This is a genomic window from Paenarthrobacter sp. CC6, assembly GCF_040560085.1.
In the GTDB taxonomy this organism is placed as follows: domain Bacteria; phylum Actinomycetota; class Actinomycetes; order Actinomycetales; family Micrococcaceae; genus Arthrobacter; species Arthrobacter nicotinovorans.
On record NZ_JARDAN010000006.1, the window covers coordinates 252,791 to 279,199 of the forward strand.

Annotated in this window: 25 protein-coding genes; 3 read left to right on the forward strand and 22 right to left on the reverse strand. The window is 63.8% G+C overall.

The annotated features are described in order from the left end of the window. The first annotated feature begins 6 nt into the window (after positions 1–6). A complete protein-coding gene (locus PV760_RS05965; RefSeq protein ID WP_055975922.1) occupies positions 7–951 on the forward strand; it encodes an alpha/beta fold hydrolase in 945 nt (314 codons plus the stop codon). Next, complete coding sequence (locus PV760_RS05970; protein WP_055975925.1) at positions 948–2,039, forward strand: glycosyltransferase family 4 protein; 1,092 nt, start codon at positions 948–950, stop codon at positions 2,037–2,039. Before PV760_RS05965 ends, PV760_RS05970 begins: the two co-directional genes overlap by 4 nt. Before the next feature lie 17 nt (positions 2,040–2,056). Here the strand turns inward: PV760_RS05970 and PV760_RS05975 are convergent, their stop codons facing one another. The 13 genes from PV760_RS05975 to pyrR all read right to left on the reverse strand — a co-directional run bounded on the left by PV760_RS05975 (position 2,057) and on the right by pyrR (position 17,126). Continuing rightward, positions 2,057–4,156 (reverse strand): primosomal protein N', encoded by a 2,100-nt coding sequence (locus PV760_RS05975; protein ID WP_055975926.1) that lies wholly within the window; start codon positions 4,154–4,156, stop codon positions 2,057–2,059. A gap of 149 nt (positions 4,157–4,305) precedes the next feature. Next, positions 4,306–5,535 (reverse strand): methionine adenosyltransferase, encoded by a 1,230-nt coding sequence (gene metK, locus PV760_RS05980; protein ID WP_039241670.1) that lies wholly within the window; start codon positions 5,533–5,535, stop codon positions 4,306–4,308. Positions 5,536–5,611: 76 nt separating this feature from the next. After that, complete coding sequence (coaBC, locus tag PV760_RS05985) at positions 5,612–6,871, reverse strand: bifunctional phosphopantothenoylcysteine decarboxylase/phosphopantothenate--cysteine ligase CoaBC (RefSeq protein WP_193590592.1); 1,260 nt, start codon at positions 6,869–6,871, stop codon at positions 5,612–5,614. Between the two features lie 27 nt (positions 6,872–6,898). Beyond that, positions 6,899–7,159: a DNA-directed RNA polymerase subunit omega gene (gene rpoZ, locus PV760_RS05990; protein WP_017197559.1), complete on the reverse strand. Its 261-nt coding sequence runs from the start codon at positions 7,157–7,159 to the stop codon at positions 6,899–6,901. 38 nt (positions 7,160–7,197) lie between these two features. After that, positions 7,198–7,770 carry a guanylate kinase gene (gene gmk / locus PV760_RS05995; RefSeq protein WP_018777725.1) on the reverse strand — a complete coding sequence of 191 codons (573 nt, stop codon included), beginning with the start codon at positions 7,768–7,770 and terminating at the stop codon, positions 7,198–7,200. A 21-nt stretch (positions 7,771–7,791) separates the two neighbouring features. After that, positions 7,792–8,118: an integration host factor, actinobacterial type gene (mihF, locus tag PV760_RS06000; protein ID WP_018777726.1), complete on the reverse strand. Its 327-nt coding sequence runs from the start codon at positions 8,116–8,118 to the stop codon at positions 7,792–7,794. Positions 8,119–8,275: 157 nt separating this feature from the next. Then, positions 8,276–9,148 (reverse strand): orotidine-5'-phosphate decarboxylase, encoded by an 873-nt coding sequence (gene pyrF, locus PV760_RS06005; protein WP_055975933.1) that lies wholly within the window; start codon positions 9,146–9,148, stop codon positions 8,276–8,278. Further along, positions 9,141–12,449: a carbamoyl-phosphate synthase large subunit gene (gene carB / locus PV760_RS06010; RefSeq protein WP_018777728.1), complete on the reverse strand. Its 3,309-nt coding sequence runs from the start codon at positions 12,447–12,449 to the stop codon at positions 9,141–9,143. The genes pyrF and carB overlap by 8 nt, the downstream gene beginning before the upstream one ends. Then, the gene (gene carA, locus PV760_RS06015) at positions 12,449–13,693 is read right to left on the reverse strand and encodes a glutamine-hydrolyzing carbamoyl-phosphate synthase small subunit (protein WP_026267162.1); all 1,245 of its coding nucleotides are present in this window, start codon (positions 13,691–13,693) and stop codon (positions 12,449–12,451) included. The genes carB and carA overlap by 1 nt, the downstream gene beginning before the upstream one ends. Next, positions 13,674–14,195, reverse strand: a complete 522-nt coding sequence (locus PV760_RS06020) for a PH-like domain-containing protein (protein ID WP_018777730.1) — start codon at positions 14,193–14,195, stop codon at positions 13,674–13,676. The genes carA and PV760_RS06020 overlap by 20 nt, the downstream gene beginning before the upstream one ends. Continuing rightward, complete coding sequence (locus PV760_RS06025) at positions 14,195–15,517, reverse strand: dihydroorotase (RefSeq protein ID WP_055975935.1); 1,323 nt, start codon at positions 15,515–15,517, stop codon at positions 14,195–14,197. The genes PV760_RS06020 and PV760_RS06025 overlap by 1 nt, the downstream gene beginning before the upstream one ends. Continuing rightward, entirely contained in the window at positions 15,517–16,545 is a 1,029-nt protein-coding gene (locus tag PV760_RS06030) for an aspartate carbamoyltransferase catalytic subunit (protein WP_039241674.1), read from the reverse strand. The genes PV760_RS06025 and PV760_RS06030 overlap by 1 nt, the downstream gene beginning before the upstream one ends. Continuing rightward, positions 16,542–17,126 (reverse strand): bifunctional pyr operon transcriptional regulator/uracil phosphoribosyltransferase PyrR, encoded by a 585-nt coding sequence (gene pyrR, locus PV760_RS06035; RefSeq protein WP_018777733.1) that lies wholly within the window; start codon positions 17,124–17,126, stop codon positions 16,542–16,544. The genes PV760_RS06030 and pyrR overlap by 4 nt, the downstream gene beginning before the upstream one ends. Positions 17,127–17,236: 110 nt before the next feature. Between pyrR and PV760_RS06040 the strand changes: the two genes are divergently transcribed. Continuing rightward, complete coding sequence (locus PV760_RS06040; RefSeq protein WP_354627352.1) at positions 17,237–18,532, forward strand: PrsW family intramembrane metalloprotease; 1,296 nt, start codon at positions 17,237–17,239, stop codon at positions 18,530–18,532. 94 nt (positions 18,533–18,626) lie between these two features. On the opposite strand, the gene nusB is transcribed toward PV760_RS06040, so the two are convergent. The 9 genes from nusB to ruvX all read right to left on the reverse strand — a co-directional run bounded on the left by nusB (position 18,627) and on the right by ruvX (position 26,409). Next, positions 18,627–19,037, reverse strand: a complete 411-nt coding sequence (gene nusB / locus PV760_RS06045; RefSeq protein ID WP_018777735.1) for a transcription antitermination factor NusB — start codon at positions 19,035–19,037, stop codon at positions 18,627–18,629. Then, positions 19,037–19,600, reverse strand: coding sequence for an elongation factor P (gene efp / locus PV760_RS06050; protein WP_011774957.1), 564 nt, complete (start codon positions 19,598–19,600; stop codon positions 19,037–19,039). Before efp ends, nusB begins: the two co-directional genes overlap by 1 nt. A gap of 155 nt (positions 19,601–19,755) precedes the next feature. Further along, positions 19,756–20,277, reverse strand: a complete 522-nt coding sequence (locus PV760_RS06055; RefSeq protein ID WP_018777736.1) for a tetratricopeptide repeat protein — start codon at positions 20,275–20,277, stop codon at positions 19,756–19,758. Further along, the gene (gene aroB / locus PV760_RS06060) at positions 20,274–21,365 is read right to left on the reverse strand and encodes a 3-dehydroquinate synthase (protein ID WP_018777737.1); all 1,092 of its coding nucleotides are present in this window, start codon (positions 21,363–21,365) and stop codon (positions 20,274–20,276) included. The genes PV760_RS06055 and aroB overlap by 4 nt, the downstream gene beginning before the upstream one ends. Further along, positions 21,362–21,928, reverse strand: a complete 567-nt coding sequence (locus tag PV760_RS06065; protein WP_079581387.1) for a shikimate kinase — start codon at positions 21,926–21,928, stop codon at positions 21,362–21,364. Before PV760_RS06065 ends, aroB begins: the two co-directional genes overlap by 4 nt. After that, complete coding sequence (gene aroC, locus PV760_RS06070; protein WP_354627353.1) at positions 21,928–23,127, reverse strand: chorismate synthase; 1,200 nt, start codon at positions 23,125–23,127, stop codon at positions 21,928–21,930. Before aroC ends, PV760_RS06065 begins: the two co-directional genes overlap by 1 nt. Before the next feature lie 26 nt (positions 23,128–23,153). Beyond that, the gene (locus PV760_RS06075) at positions 23,154–24,008 is read right to left on the reverse strand and encodes a shikimate dehydrogenase family protein (RefSeq protein WP_354627354.1); all 855 of its coding nucleotides are present in this window, start codon (positions 24,006–24,008) and stop codon (positions 23,154–23,156) included. Further along, positions 24,005–25,822 (reverse strand): endolytic transglycosylase MltG, encoded by a 1,818-nt coding sequence (mltG, locus tag PV760_RS06080; protein ID WP_055975943.1) that lies wholly within the window; start codon positions 25,820–25,822, stop codon positions 24,005–24,007. Before mltG ends, PV760_RS06075 begins: the two co-directional genes overlap by 4 nt. Continuing rightward, positions 25,819–26,409 carry a Holliday junction resolvase RuvX gene (ruvX, locus tag PV760_RS06085; protein ID WP_018777742.1) on the reverse strand — a complete coding sequence of 197 codons (591 nt, stop codon included), beginning with the start codon at positions 26,407–26,409 and terminating at the stop codon, positions 25,819–25,821. Before ruvX ends, mltG begins: the two co-directional genes overlap by 4 nt.

The window sequence follows — 26,409 nt, forward strand, 5'->3', positions numbered from 1 at the left end:
ACCTCCATGGAAAAAGTGGACACCGCGCACTCCCCCGAGGGCTCGCAGGCCCCCAATGGATTCTTCAGTGAAGCCCTCGCCGGACGGACTACCGCCTCGGATATCGAAATCGACGGCAGCACGGTCGCCTACTGGACGTACGAACCAGCCAAGGCCACGTCCACGACCCGCACCATCCTGGTCATCCATGGCTTCAGGGGAGACCATCACGGTCTATTGCGCGTTGTGGACCAGCTTCCGGAAATGCGCATCATCATGCCCGACCTGCCGGCGTTCGGAAGCTCGGAGCCGTTCGTGGATGATGAACACACCGTTGAGCGCTACGGGCAATTCATCTCCAGCTTCATGACCGCACTCGGCTTGGGCCCCAGGACCGTCCTGCTGGGCCACTCTTTCGGTTCGATCGTGGCCAGCCACTTCGCTGCTGCGCATCCCTATGCCATCTACCCGTTGATCCTGATCAACCCCATTGCCGCTCCGGCTCTGGAAGGTCCCAAGGGCATCATGACCAAGCTTGCGGTGCTGTACTATCAGGCATCCGCCAGGCTTCCCCGCCGAGTGGGAATCGCTGTCCTCCGGAACCGCTTGATCGTCCGCGTCATGAGCATCACCATGGCAAAGACCAAGGACAAAGCACTCCGCCGTTTCATCCACGGCCAGCACGATGCCTACTTCAGCGCCTTCGCGGACAGGAAAAGCCTGCTCGAATCCTTCAAGGCGTCGGTCTCGGGCAACGTAGCAGAAGTAGCCGAACAACTGAAGCTCCCGGTCCTTCTCGTCGCCGGGGAAAAGGATGAGATCGCCACCCTTCCGAACCAGCACAAGCTGATGGAGCGGCTGCCGGACGCTACGCTGGAAGTGATTCCCGACGTCGGGCATTTGATCCACTACGAAACCCCGGCCCCCGCAGCAGCAGCGATCCGCACCTTCCTGGAGGAACACCCCGCGTGAAAATTGTCATCGACGCCCGCTTTACCAGAACGGACCACCACGATGGCATCAGCCGGTACGGTTCCAGCCTCATAGCCGCCACGTCAAAACTCGCGGACGTCACCATGCTGGTCAGCGACAAGCGCCAACTCGCCCTGCTGCCTGACGTTCCGTATGTGATGGTCAACAGCCCCCTTTCCCCACTGGAGCTGTTCGTTGCCCGGAAGGTCAACCCCCTGGGCGCCGATGTGGTGGTCTGCCCGATGCAGACCATGGGCACGTTGGGGCGCAAGTACGGACTGGTTCTCACCCTCCACGACCTCATCTACTACGAACACCCCGCTCCCCCGGGTTTCCTTCCCGCCCCGGTCCGCCTCCTGTGGCGGCTGTACCACAAGGCTTTCTGGCCCCAACGGTTGCTCTTGAACCGGGCCGATATCGTCGCCACCATCAGCCACACCACCGAAGCCCTGATGGCCAAATACAGGCTGACCAAGCGGCCGGTCCGGATTGTGGGTAATGCTCCGCAGCCAGGACAAACACCACGGGATCCGGCAGCAGGTGCCGACAAGACCCTGCTGTACATGGGCTCGTTCATGCCCTACAAGAACGTGGAAACCATGATCCGGGGAATGGCCGGGTTGCCGGAATTTACGTTGCACCTGTTGAGCCGCATCACTGCGGACCGCCGGGCAGAACTGGAAGCCATCGTTCCCGCCGGCGCCAAGGTCATCTTCCACAACGGTGTAACCGACGCCGAATACGACGACCTCCTGCTCCGGGCAACCGCACTGATCAGCCTTTCGCGCGCTGAAGGATACGGGCTGCCGCTGGTGGAGGCCATGGCACTCGGTACCCCGGTGATTGCCAGCGATATCCCGATCTTCAGGGAGGTCGGTGGCGATGCCGTCAGTTACGTTGATCCTGAATCGCCCACTGACTTCTCTGCTGCAGTAACCGCCCTCGGTGACGGGGAATTGTGGCAGCAGCGGTCCCGCAATTCGGTGGAACGGGCATCGAAGTTCAACTGGGACGAGTCGGCACGGCAACTTCTCGCCGCGGCTGAAGAAGTCGTCAACCTGCGCCGGCGCAAGTCTCGGTTGTACTGAGTCCGGCACCTTGGCGCCTAGAGGACGTCGACCCCGTCCAGGCGCAGCTGCACCGGCCCGGCCGTGCGCTTGGCAGCGTTCGCGGCTTTGACAGCACGCATGGCGCGAGTCGTTTCTGCGGCTTCGGCATACGGAATGAAGTACAGCGTCCTGACATCAGCATCGGCTTCTTCGGCCGCAGAGGGGGAGGTGCCGGTGAACAATTGCACCGGGGCCGGTCCGGCGCTGCGGAGTTTGGCGCCGGAGGCCAGCGGAGCGCTGGCCTCGAAAGCCTCGGAGAAATGCCCGACGTCGGCCCTTGAGCCGGTGACGGAAGCCACTCGGACCGCGGGCGGCAGCTGGAGCTCTCTGCGCAACGCGAGCTCCCTGGAGGCATATCCTGCAGCGTCCCAGCGCAAAAGTGCGCCCGTGGCCGCGGTGTCATCCGCGGTGATCACTACCAGTCCACCTTGGCCGGAAGGCTTCACGAGGGAAGCGGCATTGAACCAGCGGCGAACGGTGTCCTCCCCCGCACGCAGGTTTTCCCGTCGAAGCAAGGAATTGCCGTCGAGCAACAGGGCTGCGGCATATCCGGCGGGAGCAACCGGCTCTGCGCCGACCGTGGCCACCACCAAGGCAGGAGTATCGGGGACCGTGGCTTTGATGTTCTCGCCGGACGAGGTGACCACCGGCTTGCCGGGGAACGCCCGGCCCAGCTCCTCCGCGGTCCTCATGACACCTGCGGCTCCCCGGCGCAGCCTGGTTCCGCTGCAGTGCGTGCAGCGCCACTGAGGAGCCGGTGTGGAGCACCAGCGGCACGCCGGCATGGCCGAACTGCTGGAGACCGCCAACGGCCCCTGGCAGGCGTTGCAGCGGGCCAGCTCACGGCATGTCTCACACACCAAGGACGGCGCGTATCCCGCGCGGGCCACCTGCACCAGGACGGGGCCGCGCTCCAGGCCTTCTTTGGCCGCCCGCCATGCCGCACCCGGCAAACGGGCGATCCGGGCCAGGGGGTCGCGTTCCTGCTCAAAGCTGTCAGCGGTGTTGAGGACGCGCGGCACCGTGGAGCGGACTGTGGTGCGGGGCGCTTCGATCGGCGCCGCCCACCGCATTTCCACCAGTCGCTGCAACTCTGTGCTGCGGCTGTGGGAGGCCATGAGGCAAGCCGCGCCCTCCTGCTCGGCCCGGAGCAACAACACCTCACGGGAATGGGCGTAGGGAGCGCGTTGCTCGATGTGGAGGTCGTCGCCGTCATCCCAGCACACCACCAGGCCCAGATCCTTGACCGGTGCGTAGGCAGCAGAGCGGGTGCCGATAGCCACCCCGGCCGCCCCGCTCAGGAGCCGCAGGAAATTCCGGTAACGGGGCGTTTGCCCATCGTCCGCGGTGAGCCTGGCTACGTCAGACGACGGCAGGACCTTGGCCAGGGCGGACTCCAACTGCTCAAGGTCGCGGTAGTCCGGAACCACCACCACCGCGCCCCGTCCGGAGGAGCGGACTGTGGCTACAGCTGATGCGATCAGGGCCGCCCAGCCAGCCGCTCCGAAAGCCTGGAGGGCCGTCAGGACAGCCTTGGGCGAACCGCCACTGGCGAGGTGCTGCAGATAGGACTTGCCGTTGGAGTACACCGCCCAGGCGTGAGCGTCCGTGAACGGCTTCAGCTCCGCGACATCGGCGTCCAAATCCCCGGCCAAAAGTTCCTTCTCCACCTTGGCCACACGGGGAGGCACAGCCGTCCGGAGAACGTCGCTCAGGGTACCTGCGTAGCGTGCAGCCACGGTGGCCGCCAACTCGGAGACGGCTGGGGTCAGGACCGCCACCGGGGACACGACTTTATGCAAGGCTATGAGCGGGTGGGCCGCATCCGAGGACCCCCGGCGCTCGATGATGTAGCCGTTGAGTTCCTGGCCGTTGAACTTCACCTTCACCCGAACGCCGGGAGAAGCCGCATCGGCGAGTTCGGCGGGAACGCTGTAGTCAAAGGGCCTGTCCAAATGGGGCAGGGATGACTCCAGGATGACGCGCGCTACCGGATTCGACGCAGCCAGCGGAGGTCCATTGGCCGGCATCCGGTCGGGGAAACCCTGCAACAGCGAGGGTTGGAGCAACGATGGCTGGACATCGTGTGCTGCCATGCCCGTCACCTCCAACTCATCACACGGAAGACCGCTTCACTGTCAACGAGAGATGCCCGCAGCGGGATTGACCCGCTGCGGGCATCTCTCTGGCTAAAGCCAATCACGAACCACCGACAAAACAACATCGAGGCAGTCCGCGGGACACATCAGGCGTTGAAGTATTCCTTCAGGTCCGCAACGCGGTCCAGCCGCTCCCAGGTGAAGTCGGGCTCATCCCGTCCGAAGTGGCCGTGTGCAGCAGTCTTGGCGTAGATGGGCCGCTTGAGGTCCAGGGCATCGATGATGGCGCGGGGACGGAGATCAAAGAGTTCGTCGATCGCTTCGCTGATGCGGGCAGGGTCCACAGTCTCCGTGCCGAAGGTCTCAACGTAGGTTCCCACAGGCCGGGCCTGGCCAATGGCGTAGGCGATCTGGATCTCGGCGCGCTTGGCGAGACCGGCAGCCACGACGTTCTTGGCGACCCAACGCATGGCGTAGGCAGCAGAACGGTCCACCTTCGACGGATCCTTGCCGGAGAACGCACCGCCGCCGTGGCGGGAGAATCCGCCATAGGTGTCCACGATGATCTTGCGCCCGGTCAGACCGGCATCCCCGACGGGGCCGCCGATGACGAAAGCGCCTGCAGGGTTCAGGATGTTGGCCGTGCGGGAGAGGTCAAGGTTTGACGCTGCCAGCACGGGTTCGATGACGTAGCTTGCGAGGTCCGCGCGGAGCTGATCTAGGCTTGCTTCCTCAGCGTGCTGGCTGGAGATCACAACGGTTTCAACGGAAACCGGCCGGTCGCCGTCGTACCCTACCGTCACCTGGGTCTTGCCGTCGGGCCGCAGGTAGGCAAGTTCGCCGTTCTTGCGGACTTCGGTCAGACGCTCCGAAAGGCGGTGCGCCAACCAGATGGGAGTCGGCATGTAGGACGCCGTTTCATCGCTGGCGTAACCGAACATGATGCCTTGGTCGCCGGCACCCTGGAGGTCGTAGTCGTCCTCCTGGCGTCCTTCACGGGCCTCAAGCGAGTTGAAGACCCCGCCCGCGATGTCGTTGGACTGCTGGCCGATCGAGACCGAAACGCCACAGCGGGCGCCGTCGAAACCGTTGGCCGAGGAGTCATAGCCGATTCCGAGTATGGTCTCACGGACGATCTGCGGAATTTCGACGTAAGCATCAGTGGTGACCTCGCCGGCCACATGCACCAAGCCGGTTGTGGCCATGGTCTCAACGGCCACGCGGGATTCAGGATCCGCGGCCAGCAACGCGTCAAGAATGGAGTCGCTGATCTGGTCGCAGATCTTGTCCGGGTGCCCTTCAGTAACCGACTCGGAAGTGAAGAGGCGGAGCTTGGACGGGGTGCCATGGTGTTCATGGTGCAGCGGTAAAGTCACTCGACCACCTTACTGGGTTGCGGGATCACGTGATCTGCCGTGTGTCCCTTTGCGAAGAATTCAGGCGTGGGCTCAGTCACATGGCCGGGAAGACCTGTGCGAGTTCGGCGCCAACCCGGTCAATCACTGCGGCGGCGACGTCTGTCTTGGACCCGGCAGCGGACTGCGGCTCAGCGCCATGGCCGGAAAGGATGACCACAGAGTTGTCGTCCTGCCCGAAGACCCGGCCAACACCCACCTGATTGACAACGAGGAGGTCGCAGCCCTTGCGTTTGAGTTTGGCTGCCGCATGCTCCAGTACATCGCCCTGCGCGTCCCCGGTTTCCGCCGCAAAGCCGACAATCAACTGCCGGCCGCCTTCAGCGGTCCGCCTCTGGACAAGCTCGCGCAGGATGTCAGGATTCCGGACCAGGCGCACAACAGGTGCGTCCTCGCCGTCGACCTTCTTGATTTTTGTGTCCGAAACCTCAGCCGGACGGAAATCCGCAACCGCCGCAGCCATGATGACGACGTCGGAATCCACTGCTGCTTTCAGCGCGGCCTCGCGCAGTTCCAGGGCTGACTCAACGCGGACAAGCTCGACGCCGGCCGGCGGCTCTACATCCATGTGCGCGGCCAGGAAACGGACTTTGGCGCCGGCGGCCAAGGCAGCGGCGGCCAACGCAGCGCCCTGCTTGCCCGAGGAACGGTTGCCCAGGAACCTGACCGGGTCCAGGGCTTCCCTGGTTCCACCGGCGGAAATCGTAACTGTCCTGCCCACGAGTGATGCGTGCGTCGCCGACGTCGGTGGGGCACTATCCGACGTACCGGAGGCCTCTGCCAAGGCAATGGCCGCAGCAAAGATGGCGTCCGGCTCCGGGAGCCTGCCCGGACCCGAATCGGCACCCGTGAGTCGCCCGGAAGCAGGTTCCAGAACCGTTGCTCCCCGGCTGCGCAACGTTTCCACATTGGCTTGGGTCGCCGCGTGCTGCCACATTTCGGTGTGCATCGCGGGCGCGAAGAGCACCGGGCCATGGGCCATCAGCAGGGTGTTGGTGAGGAGGTCGTTTGCTTGCCCGGTGGCCGCCCGGGCCAGGAGATCGGCGGTGGCGGGAGCAATGACGATCAGGTCGGCCTGGTGCCCCAGGCGCACATGGTTGACCTTGTCGACGTCGTCGAAGACGCTGTTGCTCACCGGGTTGCCGGAGAGGGCCTCCCACGTGGCAACCCCGACAAAACGGGTGGCTGCTTCCGTGGGAATGACCGTCACCTGATGGCCGGCTTCAGTAAAAAGCCGGAGGAGCGATGCAACCTTGTAGGCTGCAATCCCTCCCCCGACTCCGAGGACTATGCGCACGTGACCTCCGTCAACAGGCAGTCTGCTTTATTCTGCGGGCTCGATCGGCGTGGAAACCAGAAGGCCTTCGTTGATCTCGCGGAGGGCGATCGAGAGCGACTTCTCGTTCAGCTTGGTGTCAACCAAGGGACCGACGTACTCGAACAGGCCCTCGTGCAGCTGGGCGTAGTAAGCGTTGATCTGGCGGGCACGCTTGGCGCCGAAGATCACCAGGCCGTACTTGGAATCGGCAGCCTCAAGCAGCGAATCGATCGGCGGGTTGATGATGCCTTCAAGGTTCGTGGACACGAATTCTCCAAATTCTAACGGGCCAACAAACAGGCGCTTTAGCGCCCGTGCGGGGTAAGCCCCATGAGTGAAACAAGCTCGTCCGCTGCCCGGCGAACGTCGTCATTAATGACGGTGTGGTCAAACTCCGGTTCAGCAGCAAGTTCCAGTTTAGCGGTTTCCAGCCTCCGCTGCTGTTCCTCCGCGGTTTCCGTGCCGCGGCCAACCAGCCGGCGGACCATTTCGTCCCAGCTGGGCGGGGCCAGGAAGACGAAGTTGGCGTCGGGCACAGCCGCCTTGACCTGCCGCGCCCCCTGGAGGTCGATCTCGAGGAGGACGGACTTACCTTCGGCGATCGCAGCGTTGACGGTGCTGCGAAGGGTGCCGTAGCGGTTCTGGCCGTGAACTACGGCCCACTCCAGCAGTTCGCCGTCGGCTACCAGGGCATCGAACTCTTCGGCTGACTTGAAGAAGTAATGGACACCATCCTTTTCACCCGGACGGGCGGCCCTGGTGGTGGCTGAAACCGAAAGCCAAACCTCTGGATAGTTGTCCCTGATGTACGTGGATACGGTTCCTTTGCCAACGGCAGTGGGGCCTGCAAGGACGGTCAGTCCAGGATTCTTGCTCACGGATTCCTTCGGGGAGATGCGTCAAACGCTTTGTTGGGTATCCATAAAATCTACCAGCGCCCGGGCCTGGTGGATTCCCAACCCCCTGATACGCCGGGATCCGGCAATGCCGATATCCGCCATGATCCCGGCCGCCCGGACGGGACCAATCCCCGGCAGGGCTTCCAGCAACTCCACCACACGCATGCGCGCGATCGCTTCGTCAGTGGCGCCTGAGGAGATCAACTCCGCGATGCTCACTTCTCCACGCTTCAGCCGCTCCTTGGCCGCGGCCCGCACGGCCCGGGCCTTGGCAGCCTTTTCCAACGCAGCGGCACGCTCTTGCGGTGTCAGCTCTTTCAGGCCCACTGCCGAACCCCTGTCAGATCGAGTTTGTGATCCAGATCACGCGACTGATCCTGAACCTACCGCCAGGGGCGCAGTTGCGCAATGCGTTGGACCAACGCGGGGTCACTTATGGCCGGTAGTCAGGCCCATCATGGGCCAAAAGTGACCCCGCGTTGCCTCAGGAACGAAGCCCGGCCAGGGTCTCCCCGGCTGCGGCGCGCAAAGCCGGAATGGACGGACCTGCTGCCAGGATTCCCCGGCTGGAGGTGGCCAGGACCTGCGGATACGCGTCAGCGAAGGTCGCACGGAGGTCGGCAGGCGTCGCGCCCTGGGCTCCGAGTCCCGGCGCAAGGATAGCTCCGCGGACCGGGCCAAGCTCGATGCCCAGATCTGTCAGGGCCGAGCCGATAGTGGCACCGACCACCAGGCCCACCGATCCCAGTGCACCCTCATAACGCTGGTTCTCCGCAGCGGCTGCGGCCACGATCCTGCGGGCCACGGAGTGTTCGCCTCCGACGTGCTGAACCGACTTTCCCTCGGGGTTCGATGTCAGCGCAAGCACGAACACACCCCGGCCGTTCCGGGCTGCGAGATCCAGGGCGGGACGCAGCGACTCAAATCCCAGGTACGGACTCAACGTCACCGAATCCGCAGCCAACGACGACCCATCCCGCAGCCAGGCATCCGCATAGGCCGCCATGGTGGAACCGATATCGCCACGCTTGGCATCAGCAATGCTGAGCACCCCGGCGTCCGCTGAGGCCGCAAGCGTTCGTTCCAGGACAGCCATGCCGGCCGAACCGTGGCGTTCGTACAGCGCCACCTGCGGCTTCACCGCGGCAGCGAGGGAAGCCACCGCCTCAACCACCGAGAGCGAGAAGCGCTCCAGCCCCGCGACGTCGTCGTTCAAACCCCAGTCCGCCAGGAGCTGCGGGTGCGGATCAATCCCGACGCACAGCGGACCGCGGGAGGCCATGGCGGCAGCCAGCCGGGAGCCGAAAGACTCCCGGACCGGCTGCTGTGCCTGCTGTGATGCTGCAGTCTCAGGCATGTGCGGCTTCCATGGCTGCCGACAGGTTGGCTGCGTGCTCCTGCAGGCTGGTCACCGACCATTCATAGGTCCGCAGGGCCTCGATCGCCTGAACTGCCGCGTTGAACTCAGCAACGGTGGTGATGCATGGAATGCCGATGGAGGTCGCTGCGGCGCGGAGTTCGTATCCATCGCTGCGGGCTTCGCCACCGGAAGGCGTGTTGAAGACCATGTCGATCTCACCGGCGATGACGAGGTCCGCGATGGTTCCCTCACCTTCGGCGCTGCTTCCCTCGGCAACCTTGCGGACCGGAGTCGCCTGGATGCCGTTGCGGCGCAGGACGTCGGCGGTGCCACCGGTGGAGACGATCTCGAAGCCAAGGTCCGAGAGCCGCTTGACGCCCATGATCACCGAACGCTTGTCCCGGTTGGCCACGGAAACGAAGATCTTGCCTTCGGTAGGCAGCGCGTTGTTGGCTGCTGCCTGGCTCTTGGCGAAGGCGGTATCGAAGTGCTTGTCGATACCCATGACTTCACCGGTGGAGCGCATTTCCGGGCCGAGCAAGGAGTCGACGACCTTGCCTTCCGGCGTACGGAAGCGGCTGAACGGCAGCACGGCTTCCTTCACGGCAACCGGAGCATCCAGCGGCAGCGTTGAGCCGTCGCCGCTTTCCGGCAGCATCTTGTACGCGCTGCGGAGCTGGTTGATGGTGACGCCGGTACCGATCAAGGCAGCGGCCTTGGCCATCTGCACGCCCGTTGCCTTGGAGACGAACGGAACGGTACGGGAGGCGCGGGGGTTTGCTTCCAGGACGTACAGGACGTCGGAGGCAAGGGCGAACTGGATGTTGATGAGGCCACGTACGCCCACGCCTTCGGCGATCGCACGGGTTGCCGTCCGGACGCGCTCGATCACGTTGTTGCCAAGGGTGATCGGAGGCAGGACACACGCGGAGTCACCGGAGTGGATACCGGCCTCTTCGATGTGCTCCATGATGCCGCCGAGGTACATGTCGGTGCCGTCGAAGAGGGCATCGACATCGATCTCCACCGCGTCTTCAAGGAAGCGGTCGATCAAGACCGGGTGATCCGGGGTGATCTCGGTGGCGTTCGCGATGTAGCGGGAAAGGTTTGCTTCGTCGTAGACGATCTCCATGCCGCGGCCGCCCAGCACGTAGGACGGGCGGACCAGCACGGGGTAGCCGATTTCGTCGGCGATCTTCTTGGCGTCCTCGAAGGAAACGGCGGTGCCGTTCTTCGGGGAGGTCAGGCCGGCCTCGTCCAGGACCCGGGCGAAGGCGCCACGGTGTTCGGCGAGGTCGATCGCTTCCGGCGAGGTGCCCAGGATGGGAACACCTGCGTCGGCAAGCTGCTGTGCCAGCTTCAAGGGGGTTTGGCCGCCAAGCTGCACGAAGACGCCCATGACGCCGCCCGTGCGCTCCTCCGCAGCGATGACCTCGAGGACGTCCTCAAGGGTCAGCGGTTCGAAGTACAGACGCGTGGAAACGTCGTAGTCCGTGGACACAGTCTCCGGGTTGCAGTTGACCATGACGGTCTCGTAGCCGGCCTTGCGCAAGGCCATGGAAGCGTGGACGCAGGAGTAGTCGAACTCGATGCCCTGGCCGATGCGGTTGGGGCCGGAGCCGAGGATGATGACGGAGGGCTTGGAGTGCAGGCCTACTTCGTCCTCCTCATCGTAGGAGGAGTAGTGGTACGGGGTGTAGGCGGCGAATTCGGCGGCGCAGGTGTCCACCGTCTTGTAGACCGGGCGGATGCCCAGGGCCTGGCGAACACCGCGGACCACGGCCTCGTTGTTGTGCGTCAAGGCACCGATCTGCTCGTCGGAGAAGCCGTGGCGCTTGGCGTTGCGCAGCATTTCCTCGGTGAGAACGCCGGCCTTGCGGATTTCCTGGGCAGTCTCATTGAGCAGCTGGAGCTGGTCCAGGAACCAGGGGTCGATCTTGGTGGCTTCGAAAAGGTCCTCAACGGTGGCACCGCCAAGGAGGGCCCGCTGTACCTGGTGCAGACGCTCCGTGGTAGGCCGCTTGGCCTTCTCGATGAGCTCTGCCACTTCGTATTCCGGGACCGAGCTGAAGTCCAGCTGGGAGCCCTTCTGCTCCAATGAACGCAGGGCCTTCTGCAGGGCCTCGGTGAAGTTGCGTCCCATGGCCATCGCTTCGCCCACCGACTTCATGGTGGTGGTCAGCGTGTTGTCTGCTGCCGGGAACTTCTCGAAAGCGAAGCGCGGAACCTTGACAACCACGTAGTCAAGGGTCGGCTCGAAGGAAGCCGGGGTCTTCTGGGTGATGTCGTTCGGAATCTCGTCCAGGGTGTATCCCAGGGAGAGCTTCGTGGCGATCTTGGCGATGGCAAAACCGGTTGCCTTCGAGGCCAGCGCCGAAGAGCGGGAAACGCGCGGGTTCATTTCGATGACCACCACACGGCCCGTGGCGGGGTCGATGGCGAACTGGATGTTGCAGCCACCGGTGTCGACGCCGACTTCGCGGATAACCGCGATGGAGACGTCGCGCAGCTTCTGGTACTCGCGGTCCGTCAGGGTCAGGGCAGGAGCAACCGTGATGGAGTCGCCGGTGTGAACACCGACGGGGTCGAAGTTCTCGATGGAACAGACGACAACGACGTTGTCGTTCTTGTCGCGCATCATCTCGAGTTCGTATTCTTTCCAGCCAAGGATGCTCTCCTCAAGCAGGACCTCGGTGGTGGGGCTGTACTGGAGGCCCTGGCCGACGATGCGGCGGAGGTCGTCCTCGTTGTACGCGAGGCCGGAACCCAGCCCGCCCATGGTGAAGGACGGCCGGACCACCATGGGGTAGCCCAGGTCTTCGGCTGCCTTGAAGGCTTCATCCATGGTGTGGATGATGTGGCTGCGTGCCGACTCGGCACCGCAACGCTCCACGACGCCCTTGAACTTCTCGCGGTCCTCGCCGAGTTCGATGGCGGCGATGTTGGCACCGATGAGTTCGACGTTGTACTTCTCCAGTACGCCGTTCTTATCCAGGGCGATGGCCGTGTTCAGGGCCGTCTGGCCACCAAGGGTGGGCAGGATGGCGTCCGGGCGCTCCTTGGCGATGATCTTCTCCACCACCTCAGGGGTGATGGGTTCAACGTAGGTGGCATCGGCGAACTCGGGGTCCGTCATGATGGTGGCCGGGTTCGAGTTGACCAGGATGACCCGGAGGCCCTCCTCCTTCAGGACCCGGAGGGCCTGGGTGCCGGAGTAGTCGAACTCGGCCGCCTGGCCAATGACGATGGGACCGGAACCGATGACAAGGACGCTCTTGAGATCTGTACGCTTGGGCATTACTTCTTGTCCTCAGTCTTGGAGTCGTTGTTCTTTGCGGGAGCGGCGGCTTTGGTATCGGCCATGAGGTCGATGAAGCGGTCGAAGAGGTACGCGGCGTCGTGCGGGCCGGCGGCTGCCTCCGGGTGGTACTGGACCGAGAAGGCCGGGATGTCGAGGCAGGCGAGGCCTTCGACGACGTCGTCGTTCAGCGAGACGTGGCTGACCTCCACACGGCCGTAACGCTCCTCCGGCGCCACCGTGGATCCGTTCAGCGGCGCGTCCACTGCGAAGCCGTGGTTCTGGGAGGTGATTTCCACCTTCCCGGTACGGCGGTCCATCACGGGCTGGTTGATGCCGCGGTGGCCGTAGCGGAGCTTGTAGGTGCCAAAGCCCAGGGCGCGGCCCAGGATCTGGTTGCCGAAGCAGATTCCGAAGTACGGCAGCTTCTCGTCCAGCACCGAACGCAGCAGGGAAACCTGGTGGTCGGCAGTGGCGGGGTCGCCGGGTCCGTTGGACATGAAGAAGCCATCGGGCTTGACCGCGTTCACGTCCTCAAGCGTGGACGTGGCAGGCAGGACGTGCACGCGCACGCCGCGCTCGGCGAAACGCACGGGAGTCATGGCCTTGATGCCGAGGTCCACAGCGGCGATGGAGAAGCGGGGTTCGCCTTCCCAGCCGTGGTCCTTGGGTTCGACCACGTAGGCCTCGTCGATGGAGACTTCCTCGGCCAGGGCTGCGCCCTCCATGGGCGCGCTGGCCAGGACGGCGTCCAACAATTCCTTGTCGGTGGCCCGGGCGGCCTCGCCGGAGAAGATGCCAGCCCGCATGGTCTTGTGCTCGCGGAGGTGGCGCGTGATGGCACGGGTGTCCACGCCCTGGATGCCCACGATGCCCTGTTCGACGAGTTCCTCGTCCAGGCTTCGCTCCGAGCGCCAGTTGGAAGGCCGGCGCGCGGCATCACGGACAATGTACCCGGCCACCCAGATGCGGCGGGATTCAGCGTCTTCGCTGTTGACCCCGGTGTTGCCGATGTGCGGTGCAGTCTGGACGACCAGCTGGCGGGCGTACGAGGGGTCGGTGATGGTCTCCTGGTAGCCGGTCATGCCGGTGGCGAAGACGGCCTCTCCCAGTGCGGTTCCCTGGGCGCCGTAGCTGCGGCCGCGGAACATGCGGCCGTCTTCGAGCACCAGTACTGCTGCGGAGGGGGTGGTTTTGGTGGCTGCGTTACTTTCCGTCACTTTATTACTTTCCACTATCGGCATCTGCCTGAGGGGCTGCGGAGATCAATTCCTGGAGGGCTTCAAGGAGGAGCTTCTTGTCGGCTGAGTGCCGGGACCGGAATCCGGTGTCGAGTTCCCGGGCGCCAAGCCTCCAGCTGATGACAAGGAGGCCGTCTTTTTCGACGAACTTCCCGGCCATGCCGTTGGCTTCGCGGCTGTCCACGAGGGACCGCCGCGGGATGAAGACGGGGGCGGCACCGGAGCGGTCGAACAACACGCCTTCGGCGTGGATGCTCAGTTCCGCGTTGGTCCGGATGCCCAGGCCCTGGGCCGCTATGCGGTCGAGCCAGTCGCCCGCCGTCGTGGTGGTCACGTACTGGCCATCAGCGACGACGCTCGCCGGCGTCAGCTGTTCCGGCACCGCAGGCAGACGTTCGACGTCGGCTTGTCGCCTCAGCCGGTTCCGCCACCCGAGCCAGATCATCACCAGTACGGCAACGATCAGCGGCACCGTGGTGAGCACAGTCAATGTCTGGTTGCTCATCAGTTGCTGACTGCCGGGTGCTGGTAGGGCGTGTTGAGCCGGCCGTCGAGGACCGTGGGGTGGCCCTTGAAGAAGGTAGCCACCACGGATCCGGGCAGCTCTTTGCCCTTGAACGGTGAATTGCGGCCCATGGTTGCCATCTTATGGGGGTCGACCGTCCAACGCGCAGCCGGGTCCACCAGGATGACGTTGGCCGGCTCGCCAACTTCCAGCGGACGGCCTTGGTCGGCCACGCGGCCGATGACGGCGGGAGTGAACGAGGTGACCCTGGCGAAGTCGGCCCAGGTCATGAGGCCGGTTTCGATCATGGTTTCCTGAACCACCGAGAGCGCCGTTTCAAGGCCCGTCATGCCCATGGCCGCCTGCGCCCACTCGCACTCCTTGTGCTCGCTGGGGTGCGGGGCGTGGTCGGTTCCGACGACGTCGATGGTGCCGTCGGCCAGTCCTTCCCGCAAGGCCTGCACATCGGCATCCGTGCGAAGCGGCGGGTTGACCTTGTAGACCGGGTCGTAGCTGCGGACCAATTCGTCCGTCAGGAGCAAGTGGTGCGGGGTCACTTCGGCAGTGACGTTGATGCCACGGGCCTTCGCCCAGCGCACGATCTCAACAGACCCGGCAGTGGAAACGTGGCACACATGCAGCCGGGACCCGACGTGCTGGGTAAGCAGGACGTCACGGGCAATGATGCTTTCCTCGGCAACGGCGGGCCAGCCGGTCAGTCCCAGGACTGCGGAGACTGTGCCCTCGTTCATCTGTGCCCCGGCGGTAAGGCGGGGTTCCTGCGCGTGCTGGGCCACGACGCCGTCGAACGCTTTGACGTACTCAAGCGCGCGGCGCATGAGTACCGGGTCGTGAACGCAGATGCCGTCGTCGGAGAACATCCGCACCTGCGCGCGGGAGTCGGCCATGGCGCCAAGCTCGGCGAGCTGCTCGCCGGCCAAACCCACGGTGACCGCGCCGACAGGACGCACATCGACCCAGCCGGACGCACGGCCCAGGCTGTGGACCTGCTCGACGACACCGGCGGTGTCAGCCACGGGGTTGCTGTTGGCCATGGCGTGGACGGCCGTAAAGCCACCGAGGGCAGCAGCCCGGGTGCCGGTCTCCACTGTTTCGGCGTCCTCGCGACCGGGTTCACGCAGGTGCGTGTGGACGTCCACCATGCCCGGCAGGGCCACCAGGCCCTTGCCGTCGATCACGGTGGCGCCCTCATCGGAAAGGTCCGCACCCCGGGCGGCAATTACGCCGTCGCGGATCAGCAGGTCCTGGGCCTCGCCACCGAGGACGGCGGCCCCGCGGATCAAGTAAGTGTTCTCGGCCATCAGTTGCTCTCCTTGCTGGACGGGCTTGCGAAAGCCGGTGTGACAATGTTCAGTGGGGCTGCTTCGCGGGTATCCCCGGACAGCAGCAGGTACAGGGCCGCCATGCGGACCGAAACGCCGTTTCGTACCTGCGCAAGCACAGTGGAACGGGGCGAGTCGGCGGCGGCGGATGAAATCTCCAGGCCACGGTTCATGGGGCCGGGGTGCATGATGATGGTGTCCTTCATGCCCAGGTCATCCAAAGCGCGGAGGCGGGCGTCGTCGAAGCCCCAGCGGCGCGAATATTCACGGGTGGACGGGAAGAACGAGGCGTTCATCCGCTCACCCTGGACGCGCAGCATCATCATGGCGTCAATACCGGACTCGAGCGTTTCGTCCAGGTTGTAGCTGACCTTGCAGGGCCAGTGCTCGACGCCGATGGGCAGCAGGGTGGGTGGCGCCACCAAGGTGACCTCGGCACCCAGGGTCTTCAGCAGCCAGACGTTGGAGCGGGCCACGCGCGAGTGCAGCACGTCCCCCGCAATGGCGACCCGCATGCCTGCCAGGTCCGCTCCCGTCGATGCGACTCCGTTGAGCTTCGACCAGTGCCTGCGCATGGTGAAGGCGTCCAAAAGTGCCTGCGTCGGGTGCTCGTGAGTACCGTCGCCGGCGTTGATCACCGCGGCATCGATCCAGTCCGTAGCGGCCAGGCGGTGCGGCGCGCCCGAAGCCCAGTGGCGGATGACGACGGCGTCCGCGCCCATGGCCGCGAGGGTCTGCGCGGTGTCCTTGAGGGACTCGCCCTTGGATACGGAGGATCCCTTGGCTGCGAAGTTGATGACATCGGCGGACAAGCGCTTGGCCGCCGCTTCAAAGGAGATCCGGGTTCGCGTGGAGTCCTCGAAGAATAGGTTCACTACGGTGCGGCCCCGGAGCGCGGGGAGCTTCTTGACCTCGCGGTCCCCCACTGCGGACATCTCTTCCGCGGTGTCCAGGATGCGGATGGCGTCGGATGCGACCAGGTTTTCCGTGGAAAGAAGGTGCTTCACTTGCCCGCCTCGATTACTACCTCGTTGACGGGTGTGCCATCTACGGAATCAGTTTCCTCAAGGTGTACCCGGACTTTTTCCGCAGAGGAGGTCGGCAGGTTCTTACCCACGTGGTCGGCGCGGATGGGAAGTTCGCGGTGGCCCCTGTCCACCAGGACCGCAAGGCGGACGATGCGTGGACGGCCGAGATCGACAAGGGCGTCCAAGGCTGCACGGATGGTGCGTCCCGAGTAGAGGACGTCGTCAATGAGCACAACAACCTTGTTGTCGATGCCGGACAGCGGAAGCCGGGTATGGTGCGGAGGCCGGGTGGGCTGGTGGGAGAGGTCGTCACGGAACATGGTGACGTCCAGCTGGCCGACAATGGCCCCGGCGTTAACCGTGGGGTCGGCTGCGGCGATCTTATTGGCGAGCCGCACGGCCAGCGGATAACCGCGGCTGGGAATGCCCAACAGAACCAGGTCCTGCGAGCCTTTGTTGGCTTCGAGGATCTCGTGGGCGATACGAGTAAGCGCACGATCGATATCCGCCTGGTTGAGGACAACCCGCGACGGCACGTGCGCAGAAGTGACTTCAGTCATCGCTCGTCTCCCCTTTCCCCGCCTCACGGGACGGAATTAAAAAAGGAATATTTGCTCTCCAAAAGTATCACAGCGGCCATGGGACGACCGCGCGGGTCCTTGGCAGGTGGGTGAGTTTAAGCTCACATTTCCGAGCGTGGAATAGGCTCTTTCCCATGAGCATGAACCAGCCCGGTCAGCACGGCGGACATCCTTATCCAAGGCCTTACCTGGAGCCAGGTGCCAACCCCACGTGGATCGGTCGCGTTCAGCCGCGAAACTACCAGGCAGCCCCGGGAAACCCGGCGTCCCTGCCACGGCAAAACTGGGCCACGCCACCGGCACGGCCTGCACGCCGGAGCTGGGGCACCCTTCCCTTGCTGATCGTCGGCACCGTCCTGGTCCTGGGTAGTCTTCTGTTGGTGGTGCCGTTCCTCTTGGGAAATACGGGGATCGCAGGGTTCATCATCGGCTTCCTGGTCTCATTGATCCCACTGTCCATCGTCCTGTTGACGGTGCGCGTCATAGACCGGTGGGAGCCCGAACCGCCGCGGCTGCTCTGGTTCGCCTTTACGTGGGGTGCGGCCGTTTCCATAGCCGGCACGCTGTTGATCCAACCGCTTTTCGCGCTTGCCGCTCCCACCGGGAGCGAAGAGGCCTTCGCCTATTTCATGGCGACGGTCCAGGCCCCGATCGTGGAGGAATTCACGAAGTCACTGGGACTCCTGGTCCTGATCCTGGCAGCCCGCAAGTACTTCGACGGTCCCGTGGATGGCGTGGTGTTCGCGTTCACCATTGCGGCGGGGTTCGCTTTCACTGAGAACATCCTCTACTTCGGGCGCGAAATCGCTTCTTCCACTGATCCCGGGACCGATTTGGTACGCATTTTCATCCTTCGTGGCGTCATGTCTCCCTTTGCCCACGCAGTATTCACGGGCACGACCGGTTTGATCATGGGATTCGCTGCCAGGAAATGGCACTCAGGATATGCGGTCCTGGCCTTCTTCATCGGCCTGCTGCCGGCAATGTTCCTGCACAACCGCTGGAACAGCATGGGGCAGAACTTCCTGGTGGAGTACTTCGCAGTGCAGGTACCAATCTTCCTGGTTGCCGTCGTCGGCGTGATCCTGCTTCGCGTCGCCGAGGGAAAGCTGACCCGTCAACGGCTTCTGGAATACGCCCGCGCAGGCTGGTTCACGCCGGCAGAGGTGGAGATGCTGGCTACCTCCCGGGGCAGGCGCCAAGCACTTCGCTGGGCTGCATCGAGGGGCCGGGGCGGGCAGATGAAGGCATTCATCAAGGGGGCAACCGCGTTGGCTTTCACACGCCAACGGATACTCAGTGGCCGCGACGTCCCCGTGCACCAACACGACGAAATCGAACACCTCCGGCTCATCCCCGCACTGAGGGCCGCTGTCCTCCATTAGGTCCCGGGGCAGTTCCGGTATTTGCCCGAAAAAATGGACCCTCCTCTCCGGTTTTCCGGGGAGGAGGGTCCATTTTCGAATACTGCCCTACCGGCTAGGCCAGCAGCGACGGCTTGAGCTTCTGCAGACGGCCCAGCAAGCCATTGATGAAGGCCGGGGACTCATCAGTGGACATCGTCTTGGCGAGGGCCACGGCTTCGCTTACGGCCACTCCGTCCGGAACTTCATCATTGTAGAGAAGTTCCCACGCACCGATACGAAGAATGATGCGGTCAACGGAGGGCATGCGCTCCAAGGTCCAGCCTTGTGCGTAGGTCTCCAGGAACTCATCAATGGTTGCCTGCATGGAGACAACACCCTCCACTATTTCCACCGTGTAGGGGTTGATGACGAGGTCTGTCTTCTCCCGACGCGCTGTCATTGCGTCGAAAGCCGAAACTGAGCGCTGCTCCGCTTCGAAAAGTACTTCCAAGGCCCTGCTACGGGCTTTACCGCGTGCGCTCACTAGTCGTTGACCCGGCCCAGGTAGCTGCCATCGCGGGTGTCGACCTTGACCTTGGTTCCCTGCTCAACGAACAGCGGCACCTGGATCTCGTAGCCGGTTTCCACCGTAGCCGGCTTGGTTCCGGCGGAGGAGCGGTCGCCCTGCAGGCCGGGCTCGGTGTAGGTGATTTCGAGAACGACACTCGGGGGCAGCTCGATGTACAGCGGAGTGCCTTCGTGGATGGCGATGTTCACCATCTGGTTCTCGAGCATGAAGTTGGTGGCGTCGCCGACTGTTGCACCGGAAACGGTGATCTGGTCGTAGTCCTGGGTGTCCATGAAGACGAAGTCTTCGCCATCCTGGTACAGGTACTGGTAGTCACGGCGGTCAACCGTTGCGGTTTCAATCTTCAGGCCGGCGTTGAAGGTCTTGTCGACCACCTTGCCGGACATGACGTTGCGCATTTTGGTGCGGACAAAGGCACCGCCCTTGCCCGGCTTGACGTGCTGGAACTCGATGATGTTCCAGAGCTGGCCCTCGAGCTTCAGTACGGTCCCGTTCTTGATGTCGTTTGTGGTTGCCACTCGTATCCTCTGGTTAATCGCACTGGTTCTAGCTGCCAGCTATCTATGCCAAGCAGGCGTGCCTTTCGGCGCGCCAGCGCGTATTTATCAAAAATCCAAAAACCATTCTACCGGCAAATGCGGCATGACCTTGCGGGCAGCGTTACAGGCAGCTCTCAGGAAGCAACTTCCAGGACATCCCGGGCCCGTTGCAGGGCCACAGCGGACGAGTAGATCAGTGCCGCATCGGCGGCCATGGCCACCCTCAGGTCAAGTGCCCTGGAGAACTCCTCGGCTGCGGCCAACGCGTTGCCGCCCACGAAGTAGGCGCGGCCAAGATACTGGCGTACTACTGCTTCCTTGGACGTTCCCTGGACCTCGTGCAGCAGGTGGCGGAACAGTTGGACGGCACGGTCATGGCGGTTGGTGGCACGGTGGACTTCGGCCTCAAAGATCCTGAGCCGGAAGGACTCAGGATCCTTATAGCGGGCCTCTGCCAGAAGTTCAGCTGCCTCTTTTGGCTGGTTTTCAAGCAGGAGGGCCATGATCCGGTCCGCGGGATCATCCGAAGCCGCGAGAGCAGTCTCCATGACTTCCTCATTGACCACCACGGGCAGGAGTGTGTCCGGGTTCATCCGGACACCGGGGAACCCGGCTGTTGGCCAGTCACTGACCCCTTCGCGCAAGGCAATCGTCATGATGCGATCTCCTGATAGGCAGCAAAGAGAAGGGAAGTATCGGGGACATCCAGGATGCCGGGCTTGGCCACTCCGTCGAGGACGACAAAGCGGAGGAGGTCACCACGGGACTTTTTATCCCGGCGCATACCGTCCAGCAAACCCTGCCAGCGGTCCCTTCGGTAGGTAATGGGCAGGCCAAGGCTTTCGAGGATGGTGCGGTGCCGGTCAGCATCGGCATCCGACAGTCGGCCGACACTTCGGGACAACTCGGCAGCGAACATCATGCCCACGGCAACGGCAGCACCGTGGCGCCAGGAATACCGCTCCACCAGTTCGATGGCATGGCCAAGGGTGTGGCCGTAGTTCAGGATTTCGCGCAGGCCGGATTCCTTGAGGTCCTGGGATACGACATTGGCCTTGACAGCGATGGCGCGTTCAATGAGTTCGCGGACGACATCGGAACCGGGATCCATCACGGCGTCCGTGTTCTTCTCGATCAGTTCGAGGATCGCGGGATCGGCGATGAATCCGCATTTGATGACTTCCGCCATGCCGGAGATGAGCTCGTTCTTCGGCAAAGTCTGGAGAGTATCCAGATCGGCCAGGACGGCAGCCGGCGGGTGGAATGACCCCACGAGGTTCTTGCCCTCGGCGGTGTTGATGCCCGTCTTGCCTCCAACCGAGGCGTCCACCATTCCCAGGAGGCTCGTGGGCATGTGGATGACCTTGACACCGCGCAGCCAGGTGGCTGCCACGAAGCCCGCGAGATCGGTGACAGCACCGCCGCCGACAGCCACAATGGCGTCCGAACGGGTGAAGTCATTCTGGCCCAGCACTTGCCAGCAGAACGCGGCAACCTGGATGTGCTTGCCTTCCTCCGCGTCCGGGATTTCGGCCGTCAGCGCGGTGAATCCGGCGCTCTCCAGCTCGTCGCGAACGGTGTCGCCCGTCAGCCGAAGGGCTCGCGGGTGGATGACCAGGACCCGCCGGACGCGTTCACCGAGTTTTTCGGGAAGGGTCTGCAACAGGCCACGGCCCACCACGACGTCGTAGTTTTCGTTGACTGACTGGCCGGTCACCTTGATGACAGTTGCTTCGTTGCTCACTTTTCAACTTCCTCTTTCAAGGCTGCATGCTGGCGCAGCCGTTCCTCCAAATGGAGGCCGATTTCCGCCACGGATCCTGAACGCACATCCATGACGATGTCTGCGAGCCGTTCGTAGACGGGACGCCTGGTGGCAAAGAGTGCTTCCCACCGGGCCATTGCGTCACCCTGCAGCAGGGGCCTTCCCGTGTTTCGCGCGATCCGGTCCGCCACGGTTTCCGCGTCGCATTCCAGGTAAACCACGGTGCACTCCCCCAGCAGTTGCTGGGTTCCGGAATCAAGGACTGCTCCGCCGCCCAGGGAAATGATCGCTGGCTGTGCTTTGGCGGACTCGATCGATTTCGCCACTGCCCTGGCTTCGATTTCCCGGAAGGCGTGCTCGCCGCGTCCTGCGAAGATGTCCGCAATGCTCCCATGGGCAGCAACCACCACTGCGTCGGTGTCCACGAACGGAAGACCAAGCTGCTGGGCCAACTGCTGGCCTATGGCCGACTTGCCAACAGCCATTGGCCCCACCAAAACAACGGGACGGGCGGAGCAGCCATCCAGGACAGAGCGGACCACTACCGGCCGACCGAGTCCAAGGTGGCCGGAATGCTGTCAAGATAGCTTTGCAGGTTCCGCTGGGTCTCCGCCACGGAATCGCCACCGAACTTCTCGGCAACAGCCTCCGCTAGAACCAGGGCAACCATGGCTTCGGCAACGACACCGGCGGCGGGAACAGCACAAACATCGGAACGCTGGTGGTGCGCCTTGGCAGGCTCGCCCGTGCTCACGTCGATGGTGCGCAGTGCGCGCGGAACAGTAGCGATCGGTTTCATGGCTGCACGAACACGCAGCACTTCCCCGATACTCATGCCGCCTTCGATGCCACCGGCACGGTTGGTCTGGCGGACAATCCGGCCGTCGTCGTCCTTGACGATTTCATCGTGGGCTGCCGAGCCGCGGCGGGCAGCCGTAAGGAACCCGTCGCCGACTTCAACGCCCTTGATGGCCTGGATGCCCATAAGCGCAGCAGCAAGCCGCGAGTCAAGACGGCGGTCCCAGTGGACGTAGCTGCCCAGTCCGGGCGGCAGGCCGTACGCAAGTACTTCAACCACGCCACCGAGGGTTTCGCCTTCCTTGTGGGCTGCATCCACCTCGGCGACCATCGCGTTGGATGTCTCGCGGTCAAAACAACGAAGGGGGTCGGCGTCGAGGGCCAGCACGTCCCGGGGTCCGGGCAACGGCTTGCCTTCAGGAACGGTGACGCTGGCAATGGACACAGTGTGGCTCACCAGTTCCACGCCCAGCTGCTTCAGGAACTGCGCAGCGACGGTGCCGAGGGCAACGCGGGTGGCAGTCTCCCGTGCACTGGCGCGTTCAAGCACCGGACGGGCTTCGTCGAAGCCGTACTTCTGCATACCCGTGAAGTCCGCGTGCCCGGGGCGGGGACGGGTCAAAGGGGCGTTACGGGCCTGGTCGGCGAGGACCTCCGGGTCCACCGGATCGGCAGACATGATCTGCTCCCACTTGGGCCATTCGGTGTTTCCAACCTGGATGGCTACCGGCCCACCCTGGGTGAACCCGTGCCGGACGCCACCCATGATGGTGACCTCGTCCTGTTCAAACTTCATGCGGGCGCCACGTCCGTAGCCGAGGCGGCGACGCGCCAGCGCGTCACGAATTTGCCCGCTGGTGAGTTCAACACCGGCAGGCACGCCTTCAACAATTCCGATCAGAGCCGGACCGTGGGATTCACCGGCAGTCAACCAACGCAACATATAACCAATCCTGCCATGTAGGGCCTCTAGAACACCCGCCGGGGAAGCCCGACTGAGTCGCACATCACATCTATGACGGCGGTATCAACGTCACAGCCGCTGAAGAGCCGTATCTGCTCAGCCGCCTGGTACATCAGCATCTCCAGCCCCGGGACTACCGCTCCCCCGTGGCCGCGCCAGGCTTCCGCAATGCGGCTTGGCCAAGGATCGTAGGCGACATCCAGCAGGACACCGGCCCCGGTTCCCGGCAGTGCCGCCAGTTCCTCGGCCAAATCGTCAGCTGCGCGGGGCGGGAAGGTCGATATCACCAGGTCCGTGCCCGCTACAGCCGTGGCGGCCTCCGTCAGCGGCCTGACGGAGAGGGAGATCCCGACGGCGGCCGCGGCGGCTTCGGCGTCACCGGCACGACCGGCGTCGCGGACGAAGACGTCCACGTGGTCCGCGCCAAGTTCATGGACGGCGGCGACCGCAGCAGCGGAAGTACCGCCACCACCGAGGATGGCGGCGTGCGGGGTGGTGGCTACGCCGGCATACCTGACCGACTCCACGATGCCCGCGACGTCTGTGTTGTATCCCGCCCGACGCACCGCGCCGCCGTCGTACTCGAAAACGACTGTGTTGATGACGCCCAACAGGGCGCCGGCGCCCCGGACCTCATCGACTTCACGGACCATGGCCGACTTCAGCGGCATGGTTACGGACAGGCCACACCAGGAGTCTTGTGCACGGAGCGATTCCATGAAGGCCGGAAGGCCGGCAACGGTGACATCGATGGCAGAGTACCCGATGTCCACACCCAGCTTGGCGTAGGCAGCAGTATGCAGCGCCGGAGACTTCGAGTGGGAGATCGGATGGCCAAGGACCGCAGCCCGACGACTCACACACACCGTCCCGCGTTGGCCTGGCACCATGCGTTGTATTGCTCAACATAGGTGTTGTGCTCAGCCAGCGTCTTGGAGAACTTGGTCTCCTTGGTATCCAGGTTGATCGTTACCCAGTACATGTAGTCGTTGGGCGTCGGCTTGGCCGCGGCATCGATCGCGGTCTTGCCCGGAGAACCGATGGGACCCACCGGCAGACCCACATTTGCGTACGTGTTGTACGGGTTGGACTTGTCAGCCTTTTCTTCTTCCGTGACATGGAAGGACTTCCTGCCCAGCCCGTAGGTTACCGTGGCGTCGGATTGGATGAGCCCGCTGGTTTCGACGTTGTTGGGCTTGAGCCTGTTGTAGATGGCGCCCGCGACGTTTCCGTAGTCCGCCTGTCCGCCCTCCGCCTGCACGATGCTGGCGATGGTCACGGTGTCGTACTGCTTGGCGGGATCGGTGATTCCTTGGGCTTTGAGTTCATCCAAAGTGGTGGTGACAAGCTTTTGGATGATGTCCTTGGCGGAAGTGCCGAGTTCAAAGCGATACTCCCCCGGTGCCAGGAAGCCTTCGAGGTTCTTGGCCTTGGCCGGAACGCCGAACTGTCCAGGAGCCTGGTTGAGGGCGTTGAGCTGCTCCATCGGAATGCCTGAGCCCTTGGAAATGGCTTCCAGGGACTCGGTGATACGCAATCCAGCGCTCAACGCGAAGTACATGACTTTGGAGGTGTCCTTGTTCACCAGGACCGCAACGGCGTCCGAGTTCTTCATCTCGGTCCGGAACGTAAAGTCACCGGGCGACAACTCACCGCCCTGGCTCGCGAACTCCTTGACGAACGAATCGGCGTCCGCCACAACATGTTTCTGCACGAGGTCGTTGGCTACAGCTTTGGGTCCAGAGCCTTGGGGCACCGTGACGACGACGGAACCCGTGCCGGGTCCCGGGTAGTCGGTAACCTTGTCCATTCCCAGCAACGGCTTCAGGAACTGCGCGCCAACGGCGATGGCAGCGACGAACACTCCCAGCGTCAGGAGGAGGGCAAGGACACGACGACGGCGGCGCGCCTTCTTCGCGGCGGCTTTGGCCGCCGCGGTGGTCACTGCAGGCGCCAACAACTCGTGGGGATGATCGTCGTGGTGGAGTTCATCGTGGTGGAGCTCGTCGTGGTGGAGTTCGTCGTGATGGAGCTCATCCGGGTGAAGCCCGTCGTGAAAGCCATCATGGGCCGCTACGCCGTAGTGCGCGTCATGCTCGGCGTACTCATGGGCCTCAAGGGGTAACGCGGAATGCTCAGCGTGGACCAGTTCCCCTTCACCATGCCCGGCATGGGGGTGGTCGAACCCGTCATGGTCGATCGACCCAGGCTCATGGTGCGGCGCAGGCTCATGGTCCGGCGCAGGCTCATGGTCCGGTGCGTGTTCTTGGGGCGCAGGGGCTGCTTCGGGGGTGACCGGCGCGTGCACCACGTCATCATGCTCGACAGTCCCGCGCTCATTCTGAAGCTCGGCTACCGGCTTCTGGGCGGGTACCGGCGGGGCAGCAGGCGCTGCCGGCGGGGCGGCTGCAGCCGGAGGGTTGGCGGCAGGCGGGGCTGCAGATGCCGGCGGCGCTTCGGGGACGCGTGGAGCTGGAACAGCAGGAACGGGACGTGGAAGTTCCGCCTCTGTTTCGACCGACAAGGAATCTTCGCCGGGGGTCGCTTCGGGAACGGGTACGACGTTGTGGTTCTGCGTGGCGAGGAATCGTTCCCGCGCCCGCAGCTCTTTGCGGGTCAGCGGCATGCCGCCGCCGGCGGTACCGCTGGAGGGGTCGTTGTTGACCGGGCTCACAGTTGCAGTCCCCTCGTTGAAGTATCGGGTTCACTGCCTGAGGCAGCCTGCAGCGTTGGGGCACTGCTGGGCTTTTCGGACTCCGCCGGTGCCTGCACTCGGCGGCCGATGTCCGTTCCTCTGGCTTTTTGCATGTCGATCGCGTGCTGGAGTATTCCAGCAGCAGCAACCTGATCAACCACTTTACGGTGATTCCTGCTGCTCATGCCAGCTTCGTGCAGGTTGCGGTGTGCCGTAACAGTGGAAAGCCGCTCATCGACGAGGTTCACGGGAATGTCCAGACCGGCGCGGGCCAGCTCTTCCACAAGGAGCAATGCGTACTCGGCAGCCATGGCCGCGGAGCCGCGCTCCTCCCCCTTCATGGTGCGGGGAAGGCCGACAAATATTTGCACCGCAGGCAGCTCAGCGGCGTGTTTGACCACCAAACGGACATCGGAGTTCTTTTTGGCATCGCGCCCTACCGTCTTGAACGGCGTGGCGAGAATGCCGTCAGGATCGCACTGGGCAAGGCCGACCCTGACGGTACCGACGTCTACCCCCAGCTTGATACCCCGGGGGTAGACGTCATCGTTAGTACGGGCGGACAC